This window comes from Modestobacter roseus, assembly GCF_007994135.1.
GTDB classification, from domain to species: domain Bacteria; phylum Actinomycetota; class Actinomycetes; order Mycobacteriales; family Geodermatophilaceae; genus Modestobacter; species Modestobacter roseus.
This window is the reverse complement of the sequence record NZ_VLKF01000001.1, coordinates 43,723-67,059: the sequence shown is the minus strand read 5'-3', so window position 1 is coordinate 67,059 and position 23,337 is coordinate 43,723. Positions and strand designations below refer to the sequence as shown.

The 23,337-nt window shown below is 75.4% G+C and carries 20 protein-coding genes and 1 tRNA gene; 7 read left to right on the top strand and 14 right to left on the bottom strand.

Annotated features, from left to right (window positions below):
* Positions 1 to 183 precede the first annotated feature (183 nt).
* Both JD78_RS00285 and JD78_RS00280 read left to right on the top strand, forming a co-directional pair.
* Positions 184 to 1,200, top strand: a complete 1,017-nt coding sequence (locus JD78_RS00285) for an SGNH/GDSL hydrolase family protein (protein ID WP_153361049.1) — start codon at positions 184 to 186, stop codon at positions 1,198 to 1,200.
* Positions 1,201 to 1,299: 99 nt separating this feature from the next.
* Positions 1,300 to 2,520, top strand: a complete 1,221-nt coding sequence (locus JD78_RS00280; protein WP_153361048.1) for an acetyl-CoA C-acetyltransferase — start codon at positions 1,300 to 1,302, stop codon at positions 2,518 to 2,520.
* 78 nt (positions 2,521 to 2,598) lie between these two features.
* Here JD78_RS00280 and JD78_RS00275 read toward each other — a convergent pair whose 3' ends face one another.
* The 3 genes from JD78_RS00275 to JD78_RS00265 all read right to left on the bottom strand — a co-directional run bounded on the left by JD78_RS00275 (position 2,599) and on the right by JD78_RS00265 (position 4,398).
* Positions 2,599 to 3,411 (bottom strand): Bax inhibitor-1/YccA family protein, encoded by an 813-nt coding sequence (locus JD78_RS00275; protein ID WP_153361047.1) that lies wholly within the window; start codon positions 3,409 to 3,411, stop codon positions 2,599 to 2,601.
* 106 nt (positions 3,412 to 3,517) lie between these two features.
* Positions 3,518 to 3,591: transfer RNA gene (locus tag JD78_RS00270), tRNA-Leu, on the bottom strand.
* Positions 3,592 to 3,636: 45 nt separating this feature from the next.
* Positions 3,637 to 4,398, bottom strand: a complete 762-nt coding sequence (locus JD78_RS00265) for a uracil-DNA glycosylase (protein ID WP_194290494.1) — start codon at positions 4,396 to 4,398, stop codon at positions 3,637 to 3,639.
* A 63-nt stretch (positions 4,399 to 4,461) separates the two neighbouring features.
* Between JD78_RS00265 and JD78_RS00260 the strand changes: the two genes are divergently transcribed.
* Complete coding sequence (locus JD78_RS00260; RefSeq protein WP_153361046.1) at positions 4,462 to 4,767, top strand: DUF4235 domain-containing protein; 306 nt, start codon at positions 4,462 to 4,464, stop codon at positions 4,765 to 4,767.
* Positions 4,768 to 4,839: 72 nt separating this feature from the next.
* On the opposite strand, the gene JD78_RS00255 is transcribed toward JD78_RS00260, so the two are convergent.
* The 4 genes from JD78_RS00255 to eno are packed head-to-tail and all read right to left on the bottom strand — an operon-like array spanning position 4,840 to position 8,187.
* Positions 4,840 to 5,799, bottom strand: coding sequence for a Ppx/GppA phosphatase family protein (locus tag JD78_RS00255; RefSeq protein ID WP_153361045.1), 960 nt, complete (start codon positions 5,797 to 5,799; stop codon positions 4,840 to 4,842).
* The gene (locus JD78_RS00250) at positions 5,796 to 6,329 is read right to left on the bottom strand and encodes a DUF501 domain-containing protein (RefSeq protein WP_153361044.1); all 534 of its coding nucleotides are present in this window, start codon (positions 6,327 to 6,329) and stop codon (positions 5,796 to 5,798) included. Before JD78_RS00250 ends, JD78_RS00255 begins: the two co-directional genes overlap by 4 nt.
* Before the next feature lie 21 nt (positions 6,330 to 6,350).
* Positions 6,351 to 6,899: an FtsB family cell division protein gene (locus JD78_RS00245; protein WP_228395222.1), complete on the bottom strand. Its 549-nt coding sequence runs from the start codon at positions 6,897 to 6,899 to the stop codon at positions 6,351 to 6,353.
* A gap of 7 nt (positions 6,900 to 6,906) precedes the next feature.
* Positions 6,907 to 8,187 carry a phosphopyruvate hydratase gene (gene eno, locus JD78_RS00240; protein ID WP_153361043.1) on the bottom strand — a complete coding sequence of 427 codons (1,281 nt, stop codon included), beginning with the start codon at positions 8,185 to 8,187 and terminating at the stop codon, positions 6,907 to 6,909.
* Positions 8,188 to 8,267: 80 nt separating this feature from the next.
* On the opposite strand from eno, the gene JD78_RS00235 reads away from it, so the two are divergent.
* Positions 8,268 to 9,233, top strand: a complete 966-nt coding sequence (locus JD78_RS00235) for a hypothetical protein (RefSeq protein ID WP_153361042.1) — start codon at positions 8,268 to 8,270, stop codon at positions 9,231 to 9,233.
* Between the two features lie 202 nt (positions 9,234 to 9,435).
* On the opposite strand, the gene JD78_RS00230 is transcribed toward JD78_RS00235, so the two are convergent.
* From JD78_RS00230 to JD78_RS00200, 7 genes are all read right to left on the bottom strand, one after another.
* A complete protein-coding gene (locus tag JD78_RS00230; protein WP_208103931.1) occupies positions 9,436 to 10,797 on the bottom strand; it encodes a mechanosensitive ion channel family protein in 1,362 nt (453 codons plus the stop codon).
* An 80-nt stretch (positions 10,798 to 10,877) separates the two neighbouring features.
* A complete protein-coding gene (locus tag JD78_RS00225; RefSeq protein ID WP_153358156.1) occupies positions 10,878 to 11,825 on the bottom strand; it encodes a nucleoside triphosphate pyrophosphohydrolase in 948 nt (315 codons plus the stop codon).
* 4 nt (positions 11,826 to 11,829) lie between these two features.
* Entirely contained in the window at positions 11,830 to 12,813 is a 984-nt protein-coding gene (locus JD78_RS00220; protein ID WP_153358155.1) for a SurA N-terminal domain-containing protein, read from the bottom strand.
* A gap of 83 nt (positions 12,814 to 12,896) precedes the next feature.
* Complete coding sequence (mfd, locus tag JD78_RS00215; protein ID WP_153358153.1) at positions 12,897 to 16,442, bottom strand: transcription-repair coupling factor; 3,546 nt, start codon at positions 16,440 to 16,442, stop codon at positions 12,897 to 12,899.
* A gap of 134 nt (positions 16,443 to 16,576) precedes the next feature.
* On the bottom strand, positions 16,577 to 17,035 hold the full coding sequence (locus tag JD78_RS00210) for an FAD synthase family protein (protein WP_153358151.1): 459 nt from the start codon (positions 17,033 to 17,035) through the stop codon (positions 16,577 to 16,579).
* Positions 17,036 to 17,236: 201 nt separating this feature from the next.
* The gene (locus JD78_RS00205; protein ID WP_208103930.1) at positions 17,237 to 17,788 is read right to left on the bottom strand and encodes an arsenate reductase/protein-tyrosine-phosphatase family protein; all 552 of its coding nucleotides are present in this window, start codon (positions 17,786 to 17,788) and stop codon (positions 17,237 to 17,239) included.
* A gap of 29 nt (positions 17,789 to 17,817) precedes the next feature.
* Complete coding sequence (locus JD78_RS00200) at positions 17,818 to 19,245, bottom strand: tyrosine-protein kinase domain-containing protein (protein ID WP_153358147.1); 1,428 nt, start codon at positions 19,243 to 19,245, stop codon at positions 17,818 to 17,820.
* Positions 19,246 to 19,484: 239 nt separating this feature from the next.
* Between JD78_RS00200 and JD78_RS00195 the strand changes: the two genes are divergently transcribed.
* The 3 genes from JD78_RS00195 to JD78_RS00185 are packed head-to-tail and all read left to right on the top strand — an operon-like array spanning position 19,485 to position 23,337.
* Positions 19,485 to 20,786: an O-antigen ligase family protein gene (locus JD78_RS00195; protein ID WP_166520875.1), complete on the top strand. Its 1,302-nt coding sequence runs from the start codon at positions 19,485 to 19,487 to the stop codon at positions 20,784 to 20,786.
* Positions 20,783 to 22,309 (top strand): lipopolysaccharide biosynthesis protein, encoded by a 1,527-nt coding sequence (locus JD78_RS00190; protein ID WP_166520874.1) that lies wholly within the window; start codon positions 20,783 to 20,785, stop codon positions 22,307 to 22,309. The genes JD78_RS00195 and JD78_RS00190 overlap by 4 nt, the downstream gene beginning before the upstream one ends.
* Positions 22,306 to 23,337 carry a glycosyltransferase gene (locus tag JD78_RS00185; protein ID WP_153358142.1) on the top strand — a complete coding sequence of 344 codons (1,032 nt, stop codon included), beginning with the start codon at positions 22,306 to 22,308 and terminating at the stop codon, positions 23,335 to 23,337. Before JD78_RS00190 ends, JD78_RS00185 begins: the two co-directional genes overlap by 4 nt.

The window sequence follows — 23,337 nt, the reverse complement described above, 5'->3', positions numbered from 1 at the left end:
CCTCCCGGTCGCCTGGGCGTCGCCTGCACGTCACCCCGGGGAGGTAGACCAGGTCCCACGGGCACGGTCCGCCCGGCGGGCGGACGCACTCTGGTGCCCTGTCCGCGCTCCGGCGGTGGCTAGCCTGCAGGGAGGTCCCGGGTGATCGAGCTCGAGGCACGAACGGCAGGAGGCGACGGCCCGGTGACGCGAGCCAACCGCGCGCGACGACTGGCGACCGGCGCTGCCTACGGCGGCGGCGGCCTCGGGCTGGCCGGCGCCGGCCTGGTCACGCTGTTGCGCCAGGAGGCCCGCGCCGCCCGGCGCCGGGTCGTCGCCCGGACGGCGAAGGCCGACCCGCCCACCGGCAACGGCGTCTACGGCCGCGGCCGGGGGAAGCCGCTGGTCTTCACCGTGCTCGGTGACTCCAGCGCCGTCGGCCTGGGCGTGCACCGGGCCGCGGAGACCCCCGGCGTGCTGATCGCCGCCGCGCTGGCGGAGCTGGCCGAGCGACCGGTGCGGCTGGTGCGGGTCGCCGTCTCCGGCGCCGTCTCCCGCGACCTCGCCGCCCAGGTGGAGCAGGCGCTGGCGGAGAAGCCCGACGTGGCACTGATCATGATCGGCGCCAACGACGTCACCAGCCGGGCGAAGCCGGCCGTCTCGGTCCGGCACCTCGCGGAGGCGGTCCGGGCGCTGGCCGCCACCGGGTGCCAGGTCGTCGTCGCCACCTGCCCCGATCTGGGCACCATCCGGCCGATCCGGCAGCCGCTGCGGCTGTTCGCCCGGCGCTGGAGCCGGCAGCTGGCCGCGGCGCAGACGATCGCCGTCGTCGCCGAAGGTGGGCGCACCGTCTCCCTCGGCTCGGTGCTCGGCCCGTCGTTCGCCAGCGACCGGACGCTGTTCAGCATCGACGAGTTCCACCCGTCTGCCGCCGGCTACGCCGCGGCGGCCTCGGTGCTGCTGCCCTCGATCGCCGACTCCCTCGGCGTCTGGCCGGCCGCGGCCGACCGGGGCCTGGGGCTGCGCCGGGACACCGTCCGCCCGATCGCGCAGGCCGCGGCCCGGGCCGCGGGCCGTCCCGGCACCGAGGTCCAGCCGACCGAGGTGCACGGCGAGGGCGCCGGACCCCGCGGGCCGTGGGCCCGGCTGCGCCGCCGGCGACCGCCGGAGATGCCCACCTCGGTGCAGGCCGACGAGGCCCGGGAGACGGTCGACCGCTGAGCCCCGGCGGCGTCGGTCGCGAGCGCTACCCGGGAGTAGGTTCGGGGGCGACCCGACGTCCGCCGCCGTCCCGGCGGCGATCCTCATCGTGGAGGACCCATGCCCGAAGCCGTCATCGTCGCCGCCACCCGATCCCCGATCGGCCGCGCGTTCAAGGGGTCCCTCAAGGACCTGCGCCCGGACGACCTCACCGCCACCATCGTCCGCGCCGCCCTGGACCAGGTGCCACAGCTGGACCCGACCGACATCGACGACCTGATGCTCGGCTGCGGCCTCCCCGGCGGTGAGCAGGGCTTCAACATGGGCCGCATCGTCGCCGTCCTGCTGGGGATGGACCACCTGCCCGGCACGACGGTCACCCGGTACTGCTCCTCCTCGCTGCAGACCACCCGGATGGCGCTGCACGCGATCCGGGCCGGCGAGGGCGACGTCTTCATCAGCGCCGGCGTGGAGATGGTGTCCCGGTTCGCCAAGGGCAGCTCCGACGCCCTGCCGGACACCGAGAACCCGGTGTTCGCCGACGCCAAGGCCCGGGTCGTGAAGGCGGCCGAGAGCGGCGCGGACGGGTGGCGCGACCCCCGGGAGGACGGCGAGCTGCCCGACGCCTACATCGCGATGGGGCAGACCGCGGAGAACCTGGCGCTGGTCAAGGACGTCTCCCGGCAGGAGATGGACGAGTTCGCCGTCCGCAGCCAGAACCTCGCCGAGCAGGCGATCGCCGACGGCTTCTGGGCCCGGGAGATCACCCCGGTGACGCTGCCCGACGGCACGGTGGTCTCCGCCGACGACGGCCCCCGCGCCGGCACCACCCTGGAGGGCATCAGCGCGCTCAAGCCGGTGTTCCGCCCCGACGGCCGGGTCACCGCCGGCAACGCCTGCCCGCTCAACGACGGCGCCGCCGCCCTGGTGATCATGAGCGACCGGAAGGCCCAGGACCTCGGGATCACCCCGCTGGCCCGGGTCGTCTCCACCGGGGTCACCGGGCTCTCGCCGGAGATCATGGGCTACGGCCCGGTCGAGGCGTCGCAGCAGGCGCTGGCCCGGGCGGGCATGTCCATCTCGGACATGGACCTGGTGGAGATCAACGAGGCGTTCGCCGCGCAGGTCATCCCCAGCTACCGGGACCTGGGCATCGACCTCGACCGGCTGAACGTGCACGGCGGGGCGATCGCCGTCGGCCACCCGTTCGGCATGACCGGCGCCCGGATCACCACCACGCTGCTCAACGGGCTGCGCGCCCGCGACGGCCAGTTCGGCCTGGAGACGATGTGCGTCGGTGGCGGCCAGGGCATGGCGATGGTGCTCGAGCGGCTCAGCTGAGGGTTCCGACCCCGGACACGACCGTGGCCCGGCCCCCTCGCGGGGACCGGGCCACGGTGCGTTCGAACCGGTGTCAGCTCACTCGCGGAAGTAGCTGAGCAGACGCAGGATCTCCAGGTACAGCCAGACGACCGTGATGAGCAGGCCGAAGGCGATGTACCAGGCGAACTTCGGCTCCACGCCGCGGCGGATCGCCTCGTCGGCCATGTCGAAGTCGAGCAGCAGCGTGAACGCCGCCACGCCGATCACGACCAGGCTGAAGATGATGGCGATCGGGCCACCGTCACGCAGCCCCAGGCCGCCGGGGGTGAAGAAGCCGGCCACCAGGTTCACGATGACCAGCGCCAGGACGCCGAACAGGGCCCCGACGATCCAGCGGGTCAGCTTGGGGGTGACCCGGATGGCGCCGGTCTTGTAGGCGAACAGCATCCCGGCGAAGACACCGAAGGTACCGACGAGCGCCTGGACGACGATGCCGGAGAACTGGTCGTTGTAGGCCTCGCTGATCGCGCCGAGCGCGACACCGTAGAGCGCGCCGTAGGACAGCGTGGCCACCGGGCTGGCGATCTGCTTGAACGAGATCACCAGGCCGAGGACCAGGGCGATGAGCACGGCCGGCAGGGCCAGGCCCATCGCCAGGCCGTCGGGGACCAGGGCCCACGTGGCCGCGGCCGAGAGCACCGTCACCAGGAAGCTGACGCCGGTCTTGGTGACGACGTCGTCCATCGTCATGTAGGCGCGGCCGGTCGCCGCGTACGGCGACGGCGCGGAGTACGGGTCGTGCTGGGTGGGCGCCCCGCCGTACGTCTGCTGCGGGCCTGCACCCCAGCCGACGTTCTGGCCGTTGCCGGCCGCCGGGAACCCCCGGAAGGCCGGGTTGCTGCTGGGCATCGTCATCTCCTCGAGGTGACTGGGTGGACCGTGAGGTGCAGCTTCGCACCTCACACTGCTGGTTCCAACGCCATCGGTCACCCGGTAGTTCCCGCGCGTCCGCCGGTGCCCCCGGTCGGGTTCGAACCGACACTGGGACCCTTTTAAGGGGCCTGCCTCTGCCGATTGGGCTACGGGGGCCGACCTGGCGTGGCCGTGCCGGACCCTAACCGGTGGCCCGCCCGATCACCCCGCGGCCAGCTCCGTGGCCCGGGTCAGGACGGCGTCGAGCATCGGTTCGGTGAGCCGGCCGGTGAACGTGTTCTGCTGGCTGACGTGGTAGCTGCCCAGCAGGGTGAGCGGGCCGCGCGGGCCCGTCAGGGTCACCTCGACGCCGTGGCCGAAGGCTGGGCGGGGACGCGGGATCGCGTACCCGGCCTCGGCGAGCACCGGCCACAACGCGGTCCACCCGAAGCCGCCGAGCACCACGACCACCCGCAGCCGGGGCAGCAGCGCCAGCTCGCGGGCCAGCCACGGGGAGCAGGCGTCCCGCTCCTCCGGCGTCGGGGCGTTGGCCGGCGGGGCGCAGCGGACGGCGGCGGCCACCCGCACGTCGGTGAGCTCCAGGCCGTCGTCCCTGGCCATCGAGGTGGGCTGGTTGGCCAGCCCGGCCCGCCAGAGCGCGGCGAAGATCCAGTCGCCGCTGCGGTCGCCGGTGAAGACCCGGCCGGTCCGGTTCCCGCCGTGCGCGGCCGGCGCCAGCCCGACGACGGCGATCCGGGCGTCGGCCGGGCCGAGGCCGGGCACCGGCCGGCCCCAGTACTCCTCGTCCCGGAACGAGGCCCGCTTGGTCACCGCGACCTCCTCGCGCCAGCCGACCAGCCGGGGACAGGCGCGGCAGCCGGAGACCCGGTCGTCCAGGACGGCGAGGTCGCGGGCGGCCGCCGCGCCACGGCGCACCCCCGCCGGGGTGCGGGTGACCGGGTAGCCGTCGGGGTCCAGTGCCACCCGGACAGTCCACCACCGAGGCCCGGGGCGGCGGATCACCGGCCCGGGCGGCATCATCGCGGGGTGGCCAAGAAGCAGAAGGTGAAGACCCCGCTCCTGTACAAGCTGCTCGGTCCGGCGATGGCGATCCCGGCCGGCATCGTGGTGAAGAAGGCAGCAGACACCGCCTGGACGAAGGTGCGCGGCTACCCGCCGCCGAAGAACCCCGCCGCGCCGGGGGTGACCTGGCCCGACGCGCTGGCCTGGGCCGCCGTCTCCGGTGCGCTCTACGCCGCCGGCCGGCTGGTCGCCGCCAACGCGGCCGCCACCGTCTACCAGAAGGTGACCGGCAAGCTGCCGCCCGGCGTCAACGCCGACAGCGCCGCCTGAGGAACAGCCTCCTGCGCGAGGCATAGGAGGCTTTGCACCCGGTTCTGGCGTTCAGACCGCGTGCAAAGCCTCCTATGCCCGGGGTGGACGGGCGAGGCGGAGGGCGATGCCGTCGAGGATGTCGTGCTCGCTGACGACGACCTCGTCGAAGTCCAGCGCGTCCATGATCACCCGGAGCACCAGCGACCCGGCGCCGATCACGTCGACCCGGCCGGGGTGCATCACCGGGTACGCCGCCCGGCGCGCCCGGGTGGCCGACAGCAGCCCGGCGGTCACCGAGCGGACGGCGCCGACCGGGATCCGCGACCCGTGGATCGCGTCCGGGTCGTAGCCGGGCAGCTCCAGGGCCAGCGCCGCCACGGTGGTCACCGACCCGGCCAGGCCGACCAGGGTGACCGCCTCCTGCACCGGCACCGCCGCCCGCACCAGCTCCAGCGCCGCGCGGACGTCGGCCTCGGCGCCCTGCACCTCGTCCGGCGGGGGCGGGTCGCTGTGCAGGTGCCGCTCGGTGAGCCGCACGCAGCCCACGTCCACCGACCGGGCCGCCCGCACGCCGGCGGCGTCGCCGAGCACGAACTCGGTCGACCCGCCACCGATGTCGACGACCAGGAACGGCGGGCGCGGCGCCGCGGCCCCGTGCGCGGCCGCGGCCGCCGCCAGCGACGCGGTCGCCCCCAGATAGGAGAGCTCCGCCTCCTCCACGCCGGTGACGACGTCGGGCAGCTGCCCGAGCGTGGTCAGCACCATCTGCTCGAAGTCGGCGCGGTTCGCGGCGTCCCGGGTGGCGCTGGTGGCGACCATCCGCACCCGCTCGGCGCCCAGCTCCCGGGCCTGTGCGGCGTACTCGGCGAGCACCAGGCGGGTGCGCTCGATCGCCTCGGGCGCCAGCCGGCCGGTGGCGTCCACACCCTGCCCGAGCCGGACGACCTCCATCCGCCGCAGCAGGTCGGTGTGCGCCCCCTCCGGCGGCACGTCGGCGACCAGCAGCCGGATGGAGTTGGTGCCGCAGTCGATGGCGGCGACACGGGTCATCGGGCGCTCTCCCCGGTCTCGGGCTGCGCGCAGGGGCCGGCCGCCCACCACTCCCCCATCCCGGCCACCGCGCGGTCGCCGATCGGGTTCACGCCCGGCCCGGCGGCCAGCGCGTGACCGGCCAGGGCGTGCAGGCACTTGACCCGGTCGGGCATCCCGCCGGCGGTGGCCCGGGTGGGCAGCACGTCCCGGGCGTCGCGGGTGGCCAGGTAGGACTCGTGCGCGGCCTGGTAGCCGGCGGCCAGCTCGGGGTCGGTGCCGAGTTCGGCCTGCCACTCCTTCATCCGGCCGGCCGACTCCAGCCGGCTCGCGGCGGCGCTGGCCCGCGGGCAGGTCAGGTAGTACAGCGTCGGGAACGGCGTGCCGTCCTCCAGCCGGGGCGAGGTCTCCACCACGTCGGGCTGGCCGCAGGGGCAGCGGTGGGCGACGCCGACCAGGGCGCGCGGGGGGCGGCCGAGCTGGCGGGCGACCACCGCGCGGTCCTCGGCCGTCACGGGCGGGGAGACCGGCGTGGGGTCAGGACTGTGCACCCCACGAGTCTGCGGGAAGGGCTAGTCGCCGGCTGCCGCGGGGTCGGCGTCGGCGGCCGCCACCGAGCCGAGCAGGCCCTCGTACCAGGGCACCGGTTCGTCCTGCCGCGTCGTCGCCGCGGGGGCGTCGGCGGTGTCCCCGGGGTCGCCGGCGTCCCCCACGACCACCAGCCGGTCACCGGGGAGCACGTAGGTGAGCCGCTCACGGGCCCGCTGGGCGATGTAGGCGGGGTCGGCCTGACGGTCGAGCTGGGTCTGCAGCTGCTCGGCCCGCGCGGTCAGCGCGTCGTGCTCGGCGGCGAGCTCGGCCAGCTCTTGCCGGCCGGCCACGTACTGGCGCAGCGGGCCGGCCAGGGTCAGCGCCAGCAGCAGCACGAGGGCGCCGAGCAGGACGGCGCGGCCGGTGACCCGGGGGCCGCGACGCCCGGCGGCGGCGCGGGCCGAGCTGCGCGTGCTGCGCCGTCCGGGCCGGCTGCCGCCGCTGGCGCGGGCAGCCGCCCGCACCGGCCGCGAGGAGGCCCGGCGGCGAGCGCCTCCGGGCCGGCCGCGGCGGGTGCGGGCGGTGCTCACGGCGTCGTCAGCCGCGGGCCAGCCGCGGGAAGGCGGCGGCGCCGGCGTACCGGGCGGCGTCGTCCAGCTCCTCCTCGATGCGGAGCAGCTGGTTGTACTTGGCCACCCGCTCGCTGCGGGCCGGGGCACCGGTCTTGATCTGCCCGCAGTCGGTGGCGACGGCGAGGTCGGCGATCGTGGTGTCCTCGGTCTCACCGGAGCGGTGGCTCATCATGCAGCGGTAGCCGTTGCGGTGGGCCAGGTTGACCGCGTCGAGGGTCTCGGTCAGCGTGCCGATCTGGTTGACCTTCACCAGCAGCGCGTTCGCCGCGCCCTTCTCGATGCCGTCGGCCAGCCGGGCGGGGTTGGTGACGAACAGGTCGTCACCGACGATCTGCACCCGGTCGCCGAGCTCCTGGGTCATCGCCACCCAGCCCGCCCAGTCCTCCTCGTCGAGGGGGTCCTCAATCGAGACGATCGGGTAGGCGTCGACCAGACCCTTGTAGTAGTCGACCAGGTACTCGGCCGAGCGGGTCTGCCCCTCGAAGTCGTAGCCGCCCTCCGTGTGGAACTCGGTGGCGGCGACGTCGAGGGCGAAGGCGATGTCGGTGCCGACGGTGTAGCCGGCGGCCTGCACGGCCTCGACGATCAGGTCCAGGGCGTCCCGGTTGCTGGGCAGCGACGGGGCGAAGCCGCCCTCGTCGCCCAGACCGGTGGCCAGGCCGCGCTTCTTCAGCACGGACTTCAGCGCGTGGTAGGTCTCGGTGCCGACCGACAGCGCCTCGGCGAAGGTCGCCGCCCCGATCGGGGCGATCATGAACTCCTGGACGTCGACGTTGCTGTCGGCGTGCGCGCCACCGTTGAGGATGTTCATCATCGGCACCGGCAGCAGGTGCGCCGAGGGGCCGCCGACGTAGCGGAACAGCGGCAGCCCGGCGGACTCGGCCGCGGCCTTGGCGACCGCGAGGCTCACGCCGAGGATGGCGTTGGCGCCCAGCCGCTCCTTGTTGGGGGTGCCGTCGAGGTCGAGGAGCCGCTGGTCGACCAGCCGCTGCTCGGCGGCGTCGTAGCCGACGAGCTCGGGGCCGATGACGTCCAGGACGTTGTCGACGGCCTTGGTCACGCCCTTGCCGCCGTAGCGGTCGCCGCCGTCGCGGAGCTCCACCGCCTCGAAGGCGCCGGTGGAGGCGCCGCTCGGGACCGCGGCACGGGTGATCGTGCCGTCGTCGAGGGCGACCTCGACCTCCACGGTCGGGTTACCGCGCGAGTCGAGGATCTCCCGCGCGCCTACTGCATCGATGCTGGCCACGGGGAGCAGCCTAGCCAGCCGGTCCCCCGGTCGTGCACACCCGCGCCGGACCTGCGGCGACGCCTGGGAGCATGGCCGCGATGAGCGCTCCCCCGCTGCCGCGCCCGCACCGGCGGGCCGTGCACCAGTTGCTGCTGGGCCTGCTGCCGGTGCTCGTCGTCGGCGCCGTCGCGCTGGTGCTGCTGGGGCTGCGGCTGGCCGAACTCCGGGCGCCGCTCGCCGCCGCCGACACGACGGTGGCCGCCACGGTCACCGGCGTCGGCGCGCCGCCCGAGGGGCGCGGCCTGGTGCTGCGCTTCCCCGGCCCCGACGGCACCGAGCGGACCGGCCGGCTGGAGCTGCCGCAGGCGCAGGACGTGCCGGTCGGTGCCCAGGTCGCCGTCCGGTACGACGCGTCGGCGGCGGACGGCGAGGGCCCGGTCCCGCTGTACGCCGACGGCGACGCCACCTCCGCCGGCCTGACCGACGTCGTCTTCGGGCTGGTCGTGGTCGCCGTCGTCCTGCTCGTCGCGGCCGCGCTGACCGCCGGCCGGCTGCTCGGCCGGCCCCGGTTGCGCCGGCGCCCGGCCACCCGGGTCACCGCCGCGCACCTGGTGCTGCGGCAGGGCCTGCTGGTGCGCAGCTGGCTGGAGCTGTCCACCTCGGCCGGCCTGCGCTGGCTGCCGGTGCACTGGGCACCGGAGGTGGACCGGCTGGTCCCCGACACCGCGGTCGAGGTGCGCGGCGACCCGGCCCGGGACGGCCTGGTGCTGCCGGTCCTCGACGGTGCCGAGCTGTGGCCCTCCGGACGGCTGCGCCGCCGGCCGCCGCGCGGTGAGCTGCGGCCGGCCCCCGTCGACCCGGCCGCGGGCGGGGTGGGGCTGCTCCGGCAGGCACGCGCCGACGCCGTGCTGCCCTTCGGCGCCCCCGGCGTGGGCCTGCTGTGGGCCTACGTGATGGACAGCGGCGTGGGCGGCTTCGTGCTGGCGACGGCGGTCTCGGCGGCCGTGCTGTTCTGGCTGCCCCAGCTGCTCGGCTCCGACCCGGTGGCCACCCGCGCCGGCTGAGCGGGGGGCCGCTCACTCCCCGGCGGGCCGCTCACTCCCCGGCGGGCCGCTCACTCCCCGGCGGGCCGCTCACTCCCCGGCGGGCCGCTCACTCCCCGGCGGGCCGCTCACTCCCCGGCGGGCCGCTCACTCCCCGGCGGGCCGCTCACTCCCCGGCGGGCCGCTCACTCCCCGGCGGGCCGCTCACTCCCCGGCGGGCCGCTCACTCCCCGGCGGGCCGCCGGTCGGCGTCCTCGCGGGCCCGGTCGGCCAGCTCCTCCTCGCTGGGGCCGGTGAACGCCCGGGAGCGCTCGAGAGCCTCGACGCTGCCGGTGAACAACCCGGTCTGCGGCCCGGGCGCGGGCGCGGGGCGGCCCTCCTGGTCGCCGCCGTCGCCGACGGGGAGCGGCGTGGGCCGGGTCGGCACCGGCGTCGGCTCGGCGGGCGCCGGCCGGGTCGGGGCCGGCGGACCGGCGGCCGGGCTCGGCGAACCGGCGGCCGGGCTCGGCGAGCCGGCGAAGCCCTCGTACCGGACCCGCGGCAGGCCGTCGGGGTGCTCGCGCTGCAGCCAGCGGACCAGCCCCTCGCGCACGTGGCAGCGCAGGTCGAACAGGGTGGGGCCGTCCTTGGCGCTGACCAGCACCCGCACCCGCACCACCGAGCCGACGGCGTCGGTCACCTGGAGCACCTGCACCCGGCGGTCCCACAGCTCGTCGCCCTCGACCAGCCGGACCAGCTCGGTGCGCATCTCGTCGAAGGGCACGGTCCAGTCGACGTCGAGCTCCACCGACCCCAGGACGGCGGACTCCTTGCGGGTCCAGTTCTGGAACGGCGTGGTGGTGAAGTAGGTCGAGGGCAGCACCATGCGCCGGTCGTCCCAGATGTGCACGACCACGTAGGTCAGCGTGATCTCCTCGATCCGCCCCCACTCGTCCTCGATGACCACCACGTCATCGACCCGGATCGCGTCGGTGAAGGCCAGCTGCATGCCGGCGAAGACGTTGGCCAGCGACGTCTGCGCGGCCAGGCCGGCGACCACCGACAGCAGCCCGGCGCTGGCCAGGATGCTGGTGCCGGCGGCCCGGGCCGAGGGGAAGGTGAGCAGCATCCCGGCGATCGCGAGGACGGCGATCACCGCCACGGTGAGCCGGCGGACCAGGGTGACCTGGGTGCGCACCCGGCGGGCGTGCCGGTTGTCCACGACGTCGACGTCGTAGCGGGCCAGCGCCATGTCCTCGATCACGAACGCGCCGACGGCGACCAGCCAGGCGGCGACGGCGATCAGCGCGAGCCCGAGCACCCGGACGGCGACGTCCCGCCAGTCCCCCACCCCGGGCGCCGCGTCGAGCACCACGGTGAGCGCGAGCAGCACGACGAACAGCCGGAACGGCCGGCGTCCCCGGCGGGACAGGTCGGCCAGCGCCGGTGAGCTGCGCGCGAACCGGGTGATCACCACCCCGACGACCAGCGCGATCAGCCAGGCGACGAGGGCGGCACCGGCGACCACGAGCAGCAGCAGCCAGGTGCTCGTCGGCAGCACCTCGGTCACCGCGCCGTCGTCGGCGGCGAGCAGGGTGGTCAGCACGCGGGCGCCTCCTCAGGCAGCAGGGGTGTTCGGCCAGCCCTCCACGCTAGGGCGTCCGCCCACCGCCGCGCCGCGTCACCTCACCCGCCCGGGTGCCCTGACTGCACGGCCGCGGCCGCGTCCAGCTCGTCGGCGTACCGGCGGACCGCGCCGCGCAGCGCGTCCTCGGCGTCCCAACCGCGCCGGCGGGCGGCCACCACCAGCCCCAGCAGGAGGGTGCCGAGCTCCTCGGCGTCGCGGGCGGCCAGCTCACCGGCCGGCGGGGTGGGCAGCCCGGCGCGCTCCGCGCGCCCGGCCAGCGCCGCACCCCAGGAGGTGGCCGGCTGCGAGCGGGAGACGCCCTCGGTCGGCGAGCGGCGCTGCTTCTCGGTCTGCTTGATCTCGTCCCAGCCGCGCTCGACGGCCGCGACGTCGAGAGGTGCCCAGCCCGGTACGCGATCGCCGAAGACGTGCGGGTGCCGGCGGACCAGCTTGTCGACCAGGTCACCGGCGACGTCGTCGACGTCGAACCCCGGCTCCGCCTCGGCGGCGACCCGGGCGTGGAAGGCGACCTGCAGCAGCACGTCGCCGAGCTCCTCGCGCATCGCGACCGGGTCCTCGTCGACGATCGCGTCGTAGGCCTCGTGCGCCTCCTCCAGCAGGTACGCGCGCAGCGAGGCGTGGGTCTGCTCGGCGTCCCACGGGCAGCCGCCGGGTGAGCGCAGCCGGTCCATCACCGAGACGACGTCCAGCAGCCGGGCGCCGGGCGGCTCCGGCGCGCCGGCGACCCGGGGCACCACGGTCCAGCCGGCGGCCTCCTCCGGGGTGGCCAGCAGCACGGTGTCCGGCACCGGGGCGGCAGCGGCGGCGGCCTCGGCCGGGCCGGCGACGTCGGTGACCGGCTCGCCGTCGGCGCGCAGGGCGGCGGCGGTGGCCGCCGCGCCGGGCAGCGCGAGGACGAGCGGCGCGGTGGTGACCGCCCGCCAGCCGGCGGGGGCGAGCAGTCCGGGCAGGCGGGGGCTGACGGTGACCAGCAGGGCGATCGGCACCCGCTCAGTCTCCGACAGCCACCGCCTCGCCGTCGGCGGGTGGCTGCACGACGCCCTCGGTGAGGCGGACCACCCGGGCGTCCTCGAGCACGCCGTAGCGGGGGTTGACCACCGGGTCGAGCTCCTCGCGGACCTCCGCGACGATCTCCGCCCCCAGCTCGCCGGCCTGCTCCCCGGCCTGCTCGGCGAGCTGGCCGCGGACCTCGGCGAAGGACGGCTCGGTGCGGGCCGCGACGAACCCGACGACCACCCCGCCGGCCTCGGGGACCGGCAGCGTGAAGCCCTGCCCGGCGGGGGTGGCGGCGAACGCCTCGGCCAGCGGCCCGGCCAGCTGGTCGGGCGTGGTGGTCTGCACCTGCGGCAGCGTGGCCTGGCCGGGGTACTGCGCCGCCACCGCCGGGTAGCTCGCCGGGTCTGCCACCAGCTGGGTGAGCACCGCCTGGGCGGTGGCCTGGTCCGGGACGGTGACGAAGCCGACGGCCACCTGCTGCAGCTGCGGGCGGAGCTCCTCGTAGCGGGCCCGCAAGCCGGCCTCGGAGAGGTCCACCCGCCCGGCCGCGTCGGCGATCCGCTGGCGCAGCAGTTCCTGGCGCACGCTGGCGAACACGTCCTCGGGGGTGGCCCCCTGCTGCTGGGCCACCTGGGCGTAGACGGCGTCGGGGTCGCTGCCGCCGAGCAGCGTGGCGATGCGCTCGCGCACCTCGCCGTCGCGCACCGCCACGCCCAGCCGGTCGGCCGCCTCGGCGTACACCTGCGCGTCGATGCGCAGGCTCAGCACCTGCCGCGTGTAGTCGGCCCGCTGCCCCGCCGCGTAGTCGGCGATCGCCGGGTCGGCCAGCCGCGCGTCGACGGCCTCGTCGAGCTCCGCGACGCCGATCTGCTCCTCACCGACGTAGGCGGCCACCGTCGGTGCCGTGCGGCAGCCGGCCAGCGGGGCGACCGCGACCAGTCCGGCGGCGAGCACGGCGAGGGCTCTGCGGGGCGTCACGCCCCGCAGCGTCCCACAGGCATGTGACCTGCGTCTCCCTCACGCGAGGGGTGGCTCGGATCAGGACAGCGGTCCGCGGGAGGTCAGGAAGCGGCGAGGACCGGCTGCTCGAGCACCGCGGACAGCAGCGCGTGCAGCTTCTCCAGCAGCGCGACGTCCCGCAGCGGGGTGCGCCGGTCCGGCCCGACCGGCACCTTGATCGACACGGTGCGGACCGCCTCCTTGTAGGTGGCGCCCTCGGCGAGCCGGGACAGCTTCATCACCTGGCTCTCCCGCAGCTCGACCGGGCCGACCCGCACGTTGCGCCCCTGCATCGACACCTCGGTGACGCCCAGCCGGCGCATGGCCGCGCGGAACCGGGCCACCGCGAGCAGGTTGAGCACCGGGGCCGGCGCGGCGCCGTAGCGGTCGGTGAGCTCGTCGAGCACCGCCTGCGCCTGCTCGTCGTCCTGCACGCTCGCGACCTTGCGGTAGGCCTCCATCCGCAGCCGCTCGCCGGGCACGTAGTCGTGCGGGAGGTGCGCGTCGACCGGCAGGTCGACCCGGACCTCGGCCGGCTCCACCGGCGGCGACTCCCCGGTCGCCTGCGCGCGGTAGTCGGTGACCGCCTCGCCGACCAGCCGGACGTAGAGGTCGAACCCGACGCCGGCGATGTGCCCGGACTGCTCCCCGCCGAGCAGGTTGCCCGAGCCGCGGATCTCCAGGTCCTTCATCGCCACCGCCATCCCGGCGCCGAGGTCGGTGTTGTGCGCGATGGTGGTCAGCCGGTCGACCGAGGTCTCGGTCAACGGCCGGGAGGGGTCGTACGTGAAGTAGGCGTAGGCCCGCTCCCGGCCACGGCCCACGCGGCCGCGGATCTGGTGCAGCTGGGAGAGGCCGAAGGTGTCGGCCCGGTCGACGATCAGGGTGTTGGCGTTGGGGATGTCCAGCCCGGACTCGACGATCGTGGTGGCGACCAGGACGTCGTACTCCTTCTCCCAGAAGCCGACCATGATCCGCTCGAGCTCGTGCTCCTTCATCTGGCCGTGGCCGACCGCCACCCGGGCCTCGGGCACCAGGTTGCGGATCTTCGCCGCGGCCTTGTCGATCGACTGCACCCGGTTGTGGATCACGAAGACCTGGCCGTCGCGGAGCAGCTCGCGCCGGATCGCGGCAGCCATCTGCTTGTCGTCCCAGGCGCCGACGTAGGTGAGCACGGGGTGCCGCTCCTCCGGCGGGGTCAGGATCGTCGACATCTCCCGGATGCCGGTCAGCGACATCTCCAGCGTGCGCGGGATCGGCGTCGCGGACATCGACAGCACGTCGACCGCCGTCCGCATCGTCTTCAGGTACTCCTTGTGCTCGACGCCGAAGCGCTGCTCCTCGTCGACGATCACCAGCCCGAGCTCCTTGAACCGGGTGGTGGGCTGGAGCAGCCGGTGGGTGCCGACCAGGACGTCGATCTCGCCGTCGGCGAGCTTGCGCAGCGTCTCGTTGGACTCCGCCGTCGACTGGAAGCGGGACAGGACGGCGACGGTGACCGGGAACTGGGCGAACCGCTCCGCGAAGGTCTTGAAGTGCTGGTTGGCCAGCAGCGTGGTCGGCACGAGGACGGCGACCTGCTTGCCGTCCTGCACCGCCTTGAACGCCGCCCGGACGGCGATCTCGGTCTTCCCGTAGCCGACGTCGCCGCAGATGATCCGGTCCATCGGCACCGGGTTCATCATGTCCGTCTTGACCTCGTCGATCGCGGCGAGCTGGTCGGGGGTCTCCTGGAACGGGAACGCGTCCTCCAGCTCGCGCTGCCAGACGGTGTCCGGACCGAAGGCGTGCCCCGTGGTCGCCATCCGCGCCGAGTACAGCCGGATCAGCTCCGCGGCGATCTGCTTGACCGCCTTGCGCGCCTGGGCCTTCGTCTTCTGCCAGTCCGCCCCGCCGAGCTTGGACAGCGCCGGGGCCTCCCCGCCGACGTAGCGGGTCAGCTGGTCCAGGGAGTCGGTGGGCACGAACAGCCGGTCCGGTGGCTGGTTCCGCTTGCCCGGGGCGTACTCGACGATCAGGTAGTCGCGTTGCCCGCCGTGCACGGTGCGGCTGACCATCTCCACGTACCGGCCGACGCCGTGCTGCTCGTGGACGACGAGGTCGCCGGGCTGCAGCTGCACCAGGTCGACGGCGTTGCGGCGGCGGGCCGGCATCTTCTGCGCATCGCGCATGCTGGTGCCGCGCTGGCCGGTGAGGTCGTGCTCGGTCACCAGCGCGACCCCGACGCCGGGGAAGACGAAGCCGGCGTCCAGGTTGCCCTGGGTGACCAGCGGCGCGCCGGTCTCGGGTGCGGTCTCGATGCCGGGCACCAGGCGGGCGCCGAGGTCGGCCTCGGTGAGCTGGTCGGCGGCGCGCTGCGCGGGTCCCGGGCCGGCGAAGGTGAGCACCACCCGCCAGCCGTCGCGGCCCCAGCGGCGGAACTGGTCGAACGCCTGCTGCTGGTCGCCGTGGAACCGCTCGACGCCGGTGGCGTCCAAGGTCACCTGCGCGGCGTCGTCGTCCGGCTGCAAGGTGAACACGCCCGTCGTCCACCAGGGCAGGCCGCGGCCGCGGGCGGCCGCGGCGACGTCCTCGAGGTCGCGGAAGGACGACGCCCCGAGGTCGATCGGCGCCTGCCCGGCCTCGGCGGCGGTCTGCCAGGAGGCGGCGAGGAACTCCTCGGCGGTGCGCACCAGGTCCGCGGCGCGGCTGCGCACCCGCTCGGGGTCGCAGACCAGCACGTGGGTGCCCCGGGCGACCAGGTCGGTGAGCAGCTGCATCCGCTCTCCCCCGATGAGGGCCGGGATGAGCGACTCCATGCCCTCGACCGCGATGCCCTCGGCGAGCTTGCCGGTGACCTCGGCCAGCTCCGGGTGATCGGTACCCAGCTGTGCGGCCCGGGCCCGGACGTCGTCGGTGAGCAGCAGCTCCCGGCACGGCGGGGCCCAGAGCCGCTCCGGGCGCTCGTCCAGCGACCGCTGGTCGGCCGCGGAGAAGTACCGCAGCTCGTCGACCTCGTCGCCCCAGAACTCCACCCGCACCGGGTGCGGCTCGGTGGGCGGGAAGACGTCGAGCAGGCCACCGCGGACGGCGAACTCACCGCGCTTCTCGACCAGCTCGACCCGGGTGTAGGCGGCGTCGGCCAGCGCCCGGGCGACGACGTCCAGCTCGGCGCTCTGGCCCGGGGCCAGCTCGACCGGCACCAGGTCGCCGAGCCCGGGGGCCAGCGGCTGCAGCACGCTGCGGACCGGGGCGACCAGCACGTCGATCGTGCCGTTGTCGCCGGGGTGGGTCAGGTCGCGGAGCACGGCGAGGCGCCGGCCGACGGTGTCCGCGCGGGGGCTGAGCCGCTCGTGCGGCAGCGTCTCCCAGGCCGGGAACACCTCGACCCGGCGGTCGGGGACGAAGCAGCGCAGCTGGGCGGCGACGGTGTCGGCGTCGCGCTCCCCCGCGGTGACCACCAGCACCGGCACCCCGGCACCGGGCCGGTCGGCGGCCAGCGCGGCGGCGACGAGCGGCTGCACCGACGGTGGGGCGGTGACCGCCAGCTCGGCGGAGCCGGCCCGGTCCACCACCGAGGCGACACCGGCGTCGGTCAGGACGACGTCGAGCACGCCGCGCAAGCTCACGGAGGCAACTCCTGGTTCGTGACGGCCCAGCCGTGCCTGCGCCGACGGCGGGGTCCGCATCGGGCAGGGCGCGCGGGGTGCGCGCGGGGGCCGGCGTCCAGGTTAGTCCCGGCGCCGGACCGGCGCGGCCCCGCTCAGGAGGTCAGTGCGCGGGCCACCCGGCCCACCGGCTCCTCGGCGTCGATCGCGGCCAGCGCCCTGCGCAGGATCGTGCTGCTGGTGTGCATCGTGTAGGGGAAGTAGTGCACCCGGACGCCCACCGCGGCGAAGTCGCGCTCGAGCTTGTCGCCCTTGGCGGTGCTCCGCCAGTCGTCGCCCTTGAAGATCACGTCGAACCCGACCTCGCGCCAGGTGTCGACCTTGTCCGGCACCACCTCGGCGTGCACGTCGTCGACGAAGCGCAGGTTGCGGACGATCTCCATGCGCTCGGCGAGCGGCACCACCGGCAACCGGCCCTTGGTCTGCAGCAGCATCTCGTCGGAGACGACGCCGGCGATGAGGTGGTCGCAGTGGTCGGCCGCATGCCGCAGGACGTTCAGGTGGCCGATGTGGAAGAGGTCGTAGGCCCCGGGCGCGTAGCCGATGACGGTCAAGTCCGACCTCCAGCTGGTGGAGGGCGGCCGCTGTCCGGCGAGGACCCTCACTCTCGGTGACGAGCTGGCCGATCTCGTCGGCCATGTCGTCGTCTTCGCTGTCGACGTTAGTGACGATGTGTCACGAAGGGGAGCGTCCGGGGCGGGGTTCACCCGATCGACGAGCTCCCCGTCCCCCGTCCGGGTCGGACCCGGTGCCGCTCAGCGGAGGGCGCGCACCAACTGGTCGACGGTGTCGCGCACGAGCTGGAACGAGGCTCGGTAGACCTCCTCCGGTCCCCGGTAGGGATCGGGGACGTCGACGGCCGCGGCCCGGTCCGGGGCCCGGTGCCGGGACGCCAGCGCGGGCAGCGAGCCCAGGCGCGCGGCCGCGGTGTGCCCGGGACCTACCGGCCATCCGGCGTGCTGGGCAGCCGCGGCGGCCGCCGCCGCCTCGCTGAGCAGCAGGGAGCGGCGCAGCGCGCCCGGGACGAGCGTCACCACGGCCGAGCGGTGCTCCCGGGCCAGCGCGAGGACCAGGTCGGCGTCGCGCACGTCCTGCGCCGTCAGCTGGCGGGCGGTGAACGACCCGGTGGGCGCCCCGGCGTCCTCCAGCAGCTGCGCCATCGGGGGGTGGACGGGCTCCCCCACGAGCGCCCGGGTGCCGGCGCTGGTCACCACGACACCCGCAGCGCCCACCGCGTCCAGCGCCGAGCGCAGCAGCAGCTCGGCGGCCGGTGAGCGGCAGACGTTCCCGGTGCAGACCAGCAGCACCCTGGTGTCCCGACGTGACGGACCGGGGGTCACCCCTGCACCCGGGACCGCCCCGAGCCGACCGGCTCGGGCGCCCTCGCCGCGGACCCGGCGGGTGTCGCCTGCGGCCCGACGGGGGCTGCCGCGTAGCCGTAGAGGTCCGTACGTGGGCGGCGCACGTGGGTGAACACGAGCCCCACGACCCGACCCTCCACCCGTGCGAGGAGCCCGAGCGCCTGGGTCAGCGATCCCCGGCGGGTCCGCGACGCGTCGCTCACCACGATGGTCTGGTCCACCAGCCGGGCCAGCACGGCGGCATCGGTCACCGGGAGCAAGGGTGGGGCGTCGAAGAGCACGACGTCGTGGTCCTCGCCCAGCCGGGCCACCAGCTCCGCCATGGCCGGCGCGGCGAGCAGCTCGCTGGGGTTGGGCGGGAGCGGACCGGCCGCCAGCACGTCCAGGCCAGGGCTGCCGTGATCCTGCAGGACGTCGGCCACGTCGACCTGCCCGACCAGCACGTTCGTCAACCCGGCCGCCCCCTCCAGGTCGAAGGTGGTCGCCACCGAGGGCCGACGGAGGTCGGCGTCGACCAGCACGACCCGCAGACCCGCCTCGGCCATCGTCAGCGCCAGGTTCGCCGCGACCGTGGACTTGCCCTCCCCCGGACGGGACGACGTCACCAGCAGGGAGAGCGGCCGGCCCGGGCGGGCGCTGAACTGGACGGCGGTCCGGAGGGAACGGAACGCCTCGGCCTCCGGTCCCCGCGGATCGGTGACGACGACGAGCTCGCGCCGGTCGCCCTGCTGCCGGGGGTTGTCCACCGTCGCCAGCAGCGGCCGGTCGGTCAGCTCCGCCAGGTCGTCCTCGGTGCGGACGCGGGTGTCGGTGAGGTCCCGCCCGACGGCGAGCACGACGCCCAGCGCCAGCCCGGCGAGCAGCCCGATGGCCAGGTCCAGACCGGTGCGGGGACCGACCGGCGCCGTCGGGGCGGTGGCGGGGGCAACGGTGGTCGCCGCCACCGTCCGCTGCCCGTCCGCGGTCACCGGTGCGAGCCTGCCCGCCGTCTCCGCCAGCTGGCCGGTCACCGCGTTGGCGAGCCGGGACGCGAGCTCGGGGGTGCTGTCCACGACGCTGACCTCGACGACGACGGTGTCGGGCACCACGTTCGTCGACACCTGCGCGGCGACCTCGCGGACGGTCGCGTCGAGGTCCAGCTCGTCGATGACCGGAGCGAGCACCGCCGGGGTCGTTGCCAGGAGGGCGTAGGAGCCGACCTGGTTCTGGGCGAAGGTGGAGCCCTGGGCCAGGTCGTTGGCCGAGTTGCCGAACTGGAGCGAGAAGAAGAGCGTGCTGGTGGCCTGGTAGGTCGGCGGGGTGGTGAAGGAGACGAACGCCGCGACCGCCGTGCAGGCGCAGGCGAGGCCGGCCACCCACCGCCAGCGGCGGCGCAGGACTCTCAGGTACTGGTGCAGGCTCATGTGTCCCCCCGTGTCGGCCGGTCGCGCGTCCGTCGCGCGCCGCGGCTGGTCGCCCCACCGGTCTTCGTGCGACCACGCCGGACGCTAGGTCGGATCCACCGGTACCGCGTCCGCTCAGCGGTGCGCCTGCCCCGAAGAGATGAGGGCGCAGCCCGTCCCGGCGCCGGCGCTGACCCTTCCGGGTGGCAGCCACCCCGAGGACACCGTCGGCACCCACCGGGCCAGCCAGACTCGACGACGTGATCACCGGTGCGCACGAGGTACCCGCCGTGCGGCGGCCCGGGCCACCGCCCCCCGAGGAGCCCGGTGGACCGCTGCTGACCAGCCGCGGGACCGTCCTGCTCACCGTCATGGCGGCCTGGACCGCCGTGCCCTCCGTGGTGGCGAGCCCGAAGCTGAACTGGCTGATCACGCTGCTGCTGCTCGCGCTGGTGGCGAACGCGCTGTGGTGGCACGGCGCGCGCCTGCGCCCGTCCGGGCCGGTCGCGCTGGTCGCCGTCCTCCTGCTGTGCGGCACGCTGTCGGTCGCCCACTTCGGCACGCTGGCGGACCTGGCCACCGCGGCGTCGGCCGCGCTCCTGCTGCTGGGCTGTGCCGTGCTGGCGGCCTCCGCCGGCCCTGCGGACGTGCGGCGGTTCAGCCGTGGCGTGATGGCCATCGCGGTCGTGCAGCTCGTGGCGGCCACCGCCAGCGCTCTGCTGGGCACCCCGGCACCGTGGGGCTACCTGGGCGCCGCCGGGAGCACGTTCGAGGTCAACCAGCTCCTCCCGGAGCTGGGTGGCCGCGCCACCGGGACCATGGCCCACCCCATCCCCTTCGGCACCCTGATGGCCGTCAGCGTGCTGCTCGCGCTCTCACCCGTCCTGCGCTGGCCGCTGACCCTGCGGCTGCTCGCCGCCGCCGGGGGTGCCTTCGGCGTGGTCCTGTCCGGTAGCCGCAGCGCCGCCCTGGCGCTGCTGGTGGCCGTGTTCGTGGCCGCCCTCGTACCGGGCGCGCTCCGCGTGCAGCCGGTGGCGCGCACCGTCGTGCTGCTCGGCGCGGTGGTGGCTCTGCTCACCGTCGAGGTGGGCTCGCTGCGCGTGGTGACGAGCCTGCAGGGGACCGGGTCGCTGACCCACCGGCTGGGTGCGCTCGACGCCGCCGAACGGCTCGCGGAACGACCGCTGGCGCAGACGCTGCTCGGCAGCGGGACCGGCTCCCTGCGCGACCTGTTCGACGCCGGCCTGCTCCAGCTCGACGGGTTCTTCGCCGTGGACAACCAGTTCGTCGCCACCTTCGCCACGGCCGGGCTGGTCGGCGCGCTCGCCCTCATCGGGCTGGTCGCGGCCGGCCTCCTGCACGGGCACCGGGCGACCCGGCCGGCGGCCCTGCTGATGGTGGCGATGTTCCTGTCCTTCGACGTGCTGGAGTGGACCGCCACCGCCGTCCTCACCGTCGTGCTGCTGACCCTGGGCACCGGCCGGGGACTCCCCGAGCAGGACGCCGCACGGCCCTCCACCGGAGCGGCACCGATCGCGCCCGACCAGGCGGTGCTCCGGTGACCACCGCCCCCGCGCCCACCCCCGCCGCCCCGCCACCCGCCGCCCGCGCCGCCGGCATCACGCTGGCCGGCCAGGCACTGCGGATCGCGATCCAGTTCGGCTCGATCGTCCTGCTCGCCCGGCTGCTGCTGCCCGAGGACTACGGGCTGCTGGCCATCGTGCTGGTCGTGGTGGGCGTGGGCGAGATGGTGCGCGACCTGGGGATCAGCACCGCTGCCGTCCAGGCCGGCTCCCTCCCCCCGGCCGTGCGCGATGCGCTCTTCTGGACCACCACCGCCATCGGCTGCGCGCTCTGCGGGCTCCTGGTCGCGGCGAGCGGACTGCTGTCGGCGCTGTTCGACCGTCCCCAGCTGACCGGCATCGCCTGCGCCCTGTCGGTGGTGTTCGTGCTCAACGGCCTGGCCACGATGCCGCGGGTCACCCTCACCCGCCGGATGCGGTTCGGCGCCCTCGTCGGGGCCGACGTGACCGGGCAGGCGACCGGTGCGCTGGTGGCGGTCGCCGCCGCGTGGTGGGGCGCCGGCTACTGGTCGCTGGTCGCCCAGCAGCTGACCCAGGGGGTCGTCGTGCTGATCGTCGTGGCGGGGCGGGCCGGGTGGCTGCCCGGCCGGCCGCGGTGGGCCGCCGGCACGGGACCCGTGCTCCGCCTCGGCGGCCACCTGCTGGGCACCCAGCTGGTGAGCTACGCCAGCAACAACGTCGACGCCGTCACCATCGGGCTCCGGTTCGACCCATCCGCCCTCGGCCTGTACAACCGCGGGTTCCAGCTGCTCATGACCCCGCTGAACCAGGTGCGGTCCCCGGCGACGACCGTCGCCCTCCCGGTGCTCTCCCGGCTCCGGGACGAGCCCGAGCGGTTCGACGAGTACCTCCGGCGCGCCCAGCTCGCCCTGGGGCTGACGGTCGTCACCGGGCTGGCGATCGTCGCGGGCGCGGCCGGCCCGCTGGTGGACCTGCTCCTGGGCCCGACCTGGTCGGAGGTGGCGCCCATCCTGGCGCTGCTGGCGATCGCGGGAGCCGCCCAGACGCTGGCCTTCGTCGGCTTCTGGGTCTACCTGTCGCGCGGGCTCGGCGCCGAGCTGTTCCGCTTCACGCTGGTCACCTCGTCCCTCCGGGTCGTCTGCGTCCTCGGCGGCAGCCACTGGGGCGTGGTGGGCGTCGCGGCCGGCTACGCGCTCGCGGCCTGCCTGGAGTGGCCGGTGTCGCTGTGGTGGCTGTCCCGCGTGACCGCGTTCCCCGGCCGCAGCCTCTGCCTCGGGGCGCTGCGGATCCTGGCCTGCGCCGTCCCGGCGGGCGGGGCGTCCCTCGTCGTCGCGTCCACCGCGGCCGCGCTGCCGACGGTCCTCGCGACAGCGGCCTCGCTCCTGGCCGGGGTCGCTGCCCTCGCCCTGGCTCCCCTGCTGTCCCGGACGGTGCGCGCCGACCTGTCCGGGGTGCTCGCCTTCGGCCGCGCGATGCTGCGCCGCACAGCCGCCCCGACGCCACCATCCACCCCGAGCGGTCGGGAGGCCCTCAGCTCATGACCGGTCACCCGTCCACCGATCTCCGCCCCCTCACGGTGCTGCAGTCCTTCCCCGAGCCCCGGCCCACGACCAACCCCTACGTCGTGATGCTGCGCTCCGCGCTGGACGACCTGCCCGGGGTGGAGGTCCTCACCTTCTCCTGGCGCCGCGCGCTGACGGCCCGCTACGACGTCGTCCACGCGCACTGGCCGGAGATCCTGGTCGACGGTCGCGACCCCGGGCGCCGGTTCGTCCGCCAGGCGCTGTTCGTCCTGCTCCTCCTCCGGCTGCGGGTGACCCGTACACCGCTGGTCCGGACCGTGCACAACCTCGAGCTCCCGCAGGGGTTGTCCCGGCGGCAGTCGGTCCTGCTCCGGTGGGCGCAGCGCCGGACCACGCTGCGCATCCGGATCAACGAGACGACCGCCCTCGACGACGGCACGCCCGTCGCCACCGTGGTCCACGGGCACTACCGCGACTGGTACGCCGAGCACCCCCGGCGGGAGGTGCAGCCCGGCCGGCTGGCATTCGTCGGGCAGGTGCGCCGGTACAAGGGGGTCGACCGGCTCGTCGAGGCCTTCCGGTCGGTGGAGGACGCGACGTTGCGCCTGCGGATCGCCGGCCGGCCCACGTCCGGGGAGCTCGCCGACGAACTGCGAGCCGGCGCCGCCGCGGACCCGAGGATCTCGCTGTCGCTGGACTTCCTGCCCGACGCCGAGCTCGTGGCCGAGATCTCGGCGGCCGAGCTCGTCGTCCTCCCCTACCGGGAGATGCACAACTCCGGCGGCGCGCTGGCCGCCCTGTCACTGGGGCGCCCCGTCCTCGTCCCGGACAACCTGGTGAACCGCCGCCTCGCCGAGGAGGTGGGGGCGGAATGGGTGCTCACCTTCGACGGCCCGCTGACCGGGCAGGCGCTCGCAGCCGCCGTCTCCCGCCTGCGCGCGATGCCCCCGGCAGGCCGGCCCGACCTGTCCCGCCGGGAGTGGGACGACGCCGGGCGGGCGCACGTGGCCGCCTACCGCCAGGCGATCGGGGTGCTGCGCGGCTGA

Coding starts and splice junctions, on each gene's coding strand:
- JD78_RS00280 (WP_153361048.1), top strand. CDS start 1,300: ATGCCCGAAGCCGTCATCGTCGCCGCCACCCGATCCCCGATCGGCCGC.
- JD78_RS00275 (WP_153361047.1), bottom strand. CDS start 3,411: ATGCCCAGCAGCAACCCGGCCTTCCGGGGGTTCCCGGCGGCCGGCAAC.
- JD78_RS00255 (WP_153361045.1), bottom strand. CDS start 5,799: ATGACCCGTGTCGCCGCCATCGACTGCGGCACCAACTCCATCCGGCTG.
- JD78_RS00235 (WP_153361042.1), top strand. CDS start 8,268: ATGAGCGCTCCCCCGCTGCCGCGCCCGCACCGGCGGGCCGTGCACCAG.
- JD78_RS00200 (WP_153358147.1), bottom strand. CDS start 19,245: ATGAGCCTGCACCAGTACCTGAGAGTCCTGCGCCGCCGCTGGCGGTGG.
- JD78_RS00185 (WP_153358142.1), top strand. CDS start 22,306: ATGACCGGTCACCCGTCCACCGATCTCCGCCCCCTCACGGTGCTGCAG.